Here is a 6,782-nt window from a genome sequence, read left to right on the forward strand (position 1 = left end):
ACCGAGATCTCCTCGGTGGCCTTGGCGGTCTGCCCGGCCAGCGCCTTGACCTCGGAGGCGACGACGGCAAAGCCCTTGCCGGCATCGCCGGCGCGCGCCGCCTCGATCGTGGCGTTCAGCGCCAGCAGGTTGGTCTGGCTGGCGATGTCGCTGATCAGCCGCACCACCTCGCCAATGCGCTGGGCGCCATCCGAGAGCTCGCGCACGGTGGCATCCGTCCGCCGGGCGTCGTCCGCCGCGCGGCCGGCCACCTTGGCCGACTGCGCCACCTGGCGGGAGATCTCGGCAACCGAGGCCGAGAGCTCCTCGGCGGCGGCCGCCACCGTCTGCACATTGCCGCTGGCCTGCTCGGCCGCCACCGCCACCGCACCCGCCTGGGCGCTGGCCTGGCCGGCGCTGCCCGACATCACCGTCGAGGTCGCCTGCAGCTCGGTCGCCGCCGAGGCCAGGGTGCTCGACAGCTGCCCCACCGCACCCTCAAACCCACGCGTCAGCGCCTCCAGCCGCGCCGCACGCTGCACCTGCACCTCCTGCAGCCGCGCCTGCTCCGCCGCCAGCCGGTCGGCCTCCTGCAGACCCGTGCGGCATTCGTTTATGGCGCGCGCCATGTCACCGATCTCATCCTTAAGCGCGGCACAGGGCAGCTCAAAGGCATAGTCACGTTTGGCTAGCTGGCGCATGACAGCGGAGAGCCGGACCACCCGTTTGACAATGCCTGCGTTCAGCCACAGCACCGAGGCCAGCGCCATCACCGCGGCGAACAGGGTGACAAAGCCAATCATCCACACCGCTCGGCGGAAGATCGCGTCAGCCTCCTCACTGGCAGCTGCGCTCATGCGCTCGTTGAAGCTTTGGTCCGCCGCGATCGCGTCCCGGAACTTGTTGAAGGCGGTGAGCAGCTCCTTGTTGAAGAAGCTCGAGGAGCCAGCGACATCGCCTGCCTGCGTCAGCTCGTCGAACCGGTTATCGAGTGCACGGTACTCCCGCCAAGCGCTCTGGATGGCGTCAGCAAGGCGCCGCTCCTCTGCCGAGGTCACTAGCGGCTCATAGACACGCCAGCTTTGGTCAAAGCGACCACTGGCAGCTGCTTTCCGCTGTGCGAGGTCAGCTCTCACGGCTGCATCAGATGCAGTAATCTGGCTAGCTTGGCCCACGCGATAGCGGGTGGCGTTATCATTGATCGAGGCAAGTGTCTTGATCGACGGCAACCAGTTGCGCGCGACCTCTCCTGCCGCCTGATTGACTTGGCTTAGCTGTTGGACGGCGACACCGCCACTCGCAGCAAGGACCAGGAAGAGAGCCCCAAATGTGCTCACGAGCTTGGTGCGAACACTCATGTTGCTGAGGAAGGTCATATTGGATCCGTCTGCTCTGCTGCAGGTGATGCCCGCGCTGCACTCCACAGCATCATGACAAACTTGTATTGACAGCCCGTTACTCCCTTCTGAGTTGATAAATGCCAAAAGATTAAACCGTTAGCGAAATGCCTCAGATCCGGCGCTGGTGGCGGAAGACCGATCGCAGGGGGTCTTACCTGTTGACGCCAGCCAGTCGTTTGCTGTTCCCGCTTTAAGCATGGTATCCGGCTGGTTTGAGGGGCTGCCCGGGGTTGTTGTGGCGGGGTGGCGCGCGGCGTCATACCGAGGGACTGCCATGTGGCTGGCCGCAGATAGCGCTTTGGTTGGGAACTGGGCGCAGCCAAGCGCTTAGGGATGACCAGTTCCGGCTCTGAACGCCGTACATCCCACCGACCACACCCGGCGAGCGCCCGCAATGCATGGATCGGCGGCGCCTGATCGGCGGCCTGTTCGAATGCTGGACCCCAGCGCACAGTGGCGGCACCTGCGACTCCTCCTGTCTCCCCGCCCTGGCTTATGGTGTCCCGCACCACGCGCCCCTTGCTCCGCGGCGAGATGGGGCGGAGCAGCCGCCACCGCATCGCAGTCATGCTGCAAGGCCGAGGCGGCGGGACGTCAACCCGACCGCGGCAGTCGTCGATACCCAGAGCGGAGGGACGACGGGGCGCGGCGGCCCGCGCGGCTGAGAAGCTGCCATGCGAGGGAGGAGCGCAAGCGCCATGCCGCGGCGACCCATCGGGGCGACTGCGGGACGTGGTTATGTAGGTAGCCGACATCCAGGGCGCCGATGACCGAACGAATCCGGCAATGCGCGTGACGCCGCTGACCACCTCGCTCCGGATCGGCGTCGCCGACAGCATCGACAATCGGCTCGCCGCCTTGCTTGCCTACTTCCTGGCCGGTCTGACGCTGGTCGTTCATCGCCGCGTCGCAGGCACCATCGGCTTCGCCGTGCGACCGCGGCGTTGGGTAGCGGCACGATCGCTGGTTTGGCCTGGGCGATAGCGACGCCTGGCGAACGCCCAGGAAGCACGACTGCAGATCTCAGAGGCCACGATCCCTCGGGTCATGACCACCTCCCGCTCCACCGCCCCGCCCCCCAAGCCGCCGGGGGCAATCCACGCCTGACTGCCACCGCGTAGTCAGAGGACACTCAGCCAGGCCGGCTAGCTCAGGATACGCTGATATCATCCGAACCGCCCCAAAATTTACAAGGTGTTAAAGTTTCCAATATAAATACTGTAATGATATTGCTGATGGGACGCCTGTTATGCGGTTCTTGATGAACCTTCCAATCGGTCGGAAGCTGGCGGCGAGTGTTATACTGGCCATCGTACTGTTAGCCGGAATGATTGGTCTGGTTCGGGTCCTGATGGACGGTGCTAAAACCCAACAGGCAGCCGAGCGCGCAGCGAGCGCTGCTCAGCTTGCCGCTCAGCAAGCAGCAACCCATGTAGCTCGTACGGCGATTGCCGTGGGTGAAGTGCTTATGGCACAAACACCGGAAGCCACTGAGCGTGGCATTGCGCAGGTTAATATCGAAGTTCGCGCTGCCAAGGCGCATCTGAAGGCCGCGGCTGATGTTGCTGTTGATCGCGCGGTTGGCGCCAAGTTGGCCGAAGCCAACCAGCAGCTGGAGAACTACAGCATATCCACCTCCAATCAAGCGCTGCTGCGTAAGCAGCTGATTGCTGAGCGCGATGGCAAACTGCAGAACATCAGCAACGAGTACGATCAGCTCTACGACTCAGTGTCCAGCCTGGTTGAGATCGATGTCCCGGCTGAGATGCGCGAGGATGCGCGTCAGCGCCTGGCGGCCCTCCATCTCGCGGTGAACGACGTGCGGCTCGGCAGCCAACGGTTCCTGGCTACTGGTGACGGATCCCAAGCACGACGGGTGCGACGCGCCGCAGCGCAGTTACGCGTGCATCAACGCGCTGTCGCCGCGATCCAGGTGGCAGCGAATGCCGCAGCGGACCTGCGTCGCATCAGCGCGACCGGGGAAGCGGTGGCGGCATCTGCCGTCGAGGTTGTCCGCTTGGCAGAAGCTGCTCAGGCAGAACACGTGCAACGTGGGACGCCGTCACGGGAAAATCTCGAAGCCGCTGTCGCAGCTGCCAATAGCCTGTTACATGAAGAGGCAGAGTACCGTGCTGCTGCGAGCGCGATAACGGCGACCGAGATTGAGCGTGGCGTGCTGTGGATTGGTGCGGCGGTTGCACTCATACTGGTTATTTTTGGCTGGATTAATGCCCGTATCATCGGTGCGCCACTTCGTCGGCTTGTCTCCGCTATCCGCCGGATCGCTGAGGGCGATGCGAGTGTTGTTGTCCCAGATCGCAATCGGTCGGACGAAATCGGCAATATTGCTGCGGCGCTACAGGATTTGTGTGACGCAGCCGGACGTGCATTTGCTCAGCAGCAAATGCTGCAGCAAATCCCTGTCGCGGTTATGACAACTGATGCGACAGATAACTTCCGCATCAATTACATGAATCCGGCCAGCATGAAGGTACTCACCGTTATTGAAGATCAGCTGCCATGTAAGGTGAATGAGCTTCCCGGCAAAAGCATCGATATCATGCATGACCAGCTACAACAGCAAAGAGTAATACTGACCGATCCGGCTCGGCTGCCGCACAAGGATCGTATTCGGTTGGGAGAAGAAGTGCTGGATCTATCGGTCAGCGCAATTCGTAACCGGGACGGTGAGTATATCAGCGCGATGCTGGTCTGGTCGCTCGCCACGGCGCAGGCTCGTCTCGCCGATAGTTTCGAAGCGGAGATTGGCGGGGTGGTGGAGGCCGTGGCCACAGCCGCTGTGCAGGTGCAGGCCGCTGCTCGCACGCTATCCCTTGCGGCGGAGACCAGCGGACGGCAGGCCGAAGCTGTCGCCATGGCCGCCAATCAGGCAGGGACCGATGTTCAATCGGTCGCAGCCAGCGCTGACGAGTTGGCTGCCAGTGTGGCTGAGGTGAGCCGTCAAGTCGCCGATGGTGCTGCGGTCGCGCAAGCGGCGGCAACCGAGGCCCGGGCCACTGACGAGCTGGTTCAAAGCTTGGCTCAGGCCGCCCAGCGAATTGGCGATGTCGTGCGGTTGATTGGGGATATCGCTGGACAGACGAATTTGCTGGCGCTGAACGCGACCATAGAGGCGGCGCGAGCGGGTGAGGCTGGTAAGGGTTTTGCTGTTGTCGCCACCGAAGTCAAGCAACTGGCTGGACAAACGGCAAAGGCCACTGAGGAGATCGCCACCCAAATCTCGAGTATACAAACCGCCACCGAGCAGGCGGTCCATGCCCTCCGATCCATCGGTGGCACAGTCGGGCGGATCAATGTCATGACGGCCGCGATCGCTGCCGCGGTGGAGGAGCAGGGGAGCGCAACGCAAGAAATCGCTCGCAGCGCAAGCCAAGTCGCTGTGGGTACGAACGCCGTCGTATCTCGTATTCAGGAGGTGCAGCGTGCCGCTCAGGAGACCGGGGATGCTTCGGCGGGCTTGCTCGGTGCCTCCAGCAAGCTTAATAGTCATGCGGGAACGTTGCGCCAGCGCTCGGCAGAATTTTTAGCTGGCGTTCGTCGTGCGTAGTGATGGCCTGATTGCGCCGCCTTGCATGGCGCGGTCAGCACAATCGCCAACTCTGAGTTCATGTGTGGCCGATCCGGTGGCATTGCAGGAGGCAACGGCAATGCCCTCGCGGCGGTGACAAGAATGTCGTGTCTCGGCTGTTGTTGGACACCGCGAAACCGGCAATGGCGCAGACAAGGGTCATGGGCATGAAACGGCGACCGCCGCTGCTTCCCCGGGATGCCTGGCGACGCCGGCATGCCAAGCCCAGGCATCGATTGAGCGCCGAGTGGGCGTCCGGATCTCGGCTCGCCCTCGATGCGCTGTCCGAGGGCGAGCCGCTCTGCTGGCAGCCCATCATCGGCGGCTCGAAAACCTGCCGGATGTGATGGCATTGCATCGGTCGCCCGATTTGCGGTTGTCCGGTAGGCTTGCGAGGAGAGCCAGTCCTCGATGATCGAGAGTGGACCAATCTTGCCGTTCAAGGCCAACGCTGATCGTCGACACCACATCCCGCGGCAGCGGCACAGGGTAACCAATGGGGCAGGGTATCACGCGAGCCTGCGCGCCCGCGGCAGCCTGAGGGTGTTATGTGGACGGCCGGAGCATGGCAACGGATTTCGCTGCGGCCCGATGCACCATCGGCTCGACCTGGCCTAGAGCGGCAACGGAAAGGCTGCGCGAGGCTCGGTGCGCGTGACACAGCGCCGGCACTGAACCTCGATCAGTGTTGGAGGAAGGTCCGGCCAGCTGCGCCCTGATGTCCGACCTGTGGCGCAGCGTTCGCCGCTGGCCATCATGGGTGCGCGCGTGCGTGTCAGGCGCCAATCTGGTTCGCGTGCTCGTGGCCCGACACCGTCAACGGCTTTGCCTGAGCTGTCTGGACCACAGCCTTCCCATTACGCCTCTCGGCACTTGCCGCCGGATGGTGCGGGCTCGTGCCCGCCGCCTACCGCGCGGGTCGGGATGTCACGCCATGGCCGTCGAAGCGGCCGCGCTACGTCCCTCCGCCCGGTACACCTCGTCCCGCGTCATCAGTGCCCAGGCGATGCGCGCCATCTTGTTCGCCAGCGCCAGCGTCACCGTCACCGTCACCAGCCGGACGGGACGCCACGCCAGCAGCCCTCGGGTCCATGCCCCGGCGGCGCTGTTCCACGCCCCGGCGCGGTAGACCATTGAGGTGGCGCCGAGCACCAGCAGGGTCCGGATCTGCCGGTCGCCGGCCTTGGTGATCCGGCCGAGGCGGGTCTTGCCGCCGGTCGAGTGCTGCCGCGGCACCGGCCCGAGCGAGGCGGCGAAGTGCCGCGCGCTCCAGAACGGCCCGATGTTGCCGCCGATCGTGGCCGCGATCAGTGAAGCGGTGATCGGCCCGGTGCCGGGGACCGTGACCAGGCGCTGTGCCGTGTCACTCCGCCGCGCATGTGCAACGATCTTCGCCTCCAGCGCCTTGACCCGTTCGGCGGTCGCGCGGCACTGCTCGAGCAGCCCGGCAAACGCCCCGCGCGCCTGCTCCGGGAAAGTCCCGTCCTCCACGGCTCTGTTGCACAAATGAGCTGACGGTTAGGGTTCCCCTTTCCCCGGACAGCCTCATCCTACGGCTTCGGTGACGGGTATTCCGAGCGCGGTGAAGCCGTTCAAGACGGCCACACGAACCTGGAACTCGGCGACCTGGCGGTCGAAGTCTCTTGCCGTCAGGCGTTGGCCCAAGAGTTTGATGCAGTGCATTTTGGTCTCTGCGCGGCTTCGGCGGTGATAGCCGCTCCATCGTCGCCAGATAGTCCGACCAAAGCGCCGCGATGCACGGAGGGCTTCATTTCGTGCGATCGCCCCGGCGCCATCGGCCTTCCAGGGTTTGG

General features: G+C 64.2%; 3 protein-coding genes and 3 pseudogenes. 3 read left to right on the plus strand and 3 right to left on the minus strand.

What is annotated here, in order from left to right:
* A partial coding sequence (locus EP26_RS28910; protein WP_043344513.1) for a methyl-accepting chemotaxis protein occupies window positions 1-1,355 on the minus strand: 1,355 nt, incomplete at its 3' end.
* Window positions 1,356-2,171: 816 nt separating this feature from the next.
* Here EP26_RS28910 and EP26_RS32675 point away from each other — a divergent pair.
* The 3 genes and pseudogenes from EP26_RS32675 to EP26_RS38815 all read left to right on the plus strand — a co-directional run.
* On the plus strand, window positions 2,172-2,363 hold the full coding sequence (locus EP26_RS32675) for a hypothetical protein (protein WP_157033903.1): 192 nt from the start codon (window positions 2,172-2,174) through the stop codon (window positions 2,361-2,363).
* Between the two features lie 277 nt (window positions 2,364-2,640).
* Window positions 2,641-4,947, plus strand: a complete 2,307-nt coding sequence (locus EP26_RS34105) for a methyl-accepting chemotaxis protein (RefSeq protein ID WP_169747532.1) — start codon at window positions 2,641-2,643, stop codon at window positions 4,945-4,947.
* Window positions 4,948-5,400: 453 nt separating this feature from the next.
* A pseudogene (locus EP26_RS38815) lies at window positions 5,401-5,508 on the plus strand (IS5/IS1182 family transposase); the annotation flags it as partial.
* A gap of 387 nt (window positions 5,509-5,895) precedes the next feature.
* On the opposite strand, the pseudogene EP26_RS28930 reads toward EP26_RS38815, so the two are convergent.
* Window positions 5,896-6,411: pseudogene (locus tag EP26_RS28930) on the minus strand (transposase); the annotation flags it as partial.
* 102 nt (window positions 6,412-6,513) lie between these two features.
* A pseudogene (locus EP26_RS34115) lies at window positions 6,514-6,782 on the minus strand (IS5/IS1182 family transposase); the annotation flags it as partial.

The sequence above is a fragment of the Belnapia moabensis DSM 16746 genome, assembly GCF_000745835.1.
GTDB classification, from domain to species: Bacteria; Pseudomonadota; Alphaproteobacteria; order Acetobacterales; family Acetobacteraceae; genus Belnapia; species Belnapia moabensis.

Bases quoted from the DNA above. Each gene is read 5' to 3' on its own strand.
- EP26_RS34105 (WP_169747532.1), top strand. From the start codon at position 2,641: ATGAACCTTCCAATCGGTCGGAAGCTGGCGGCGAGTGTTATACTGGCC.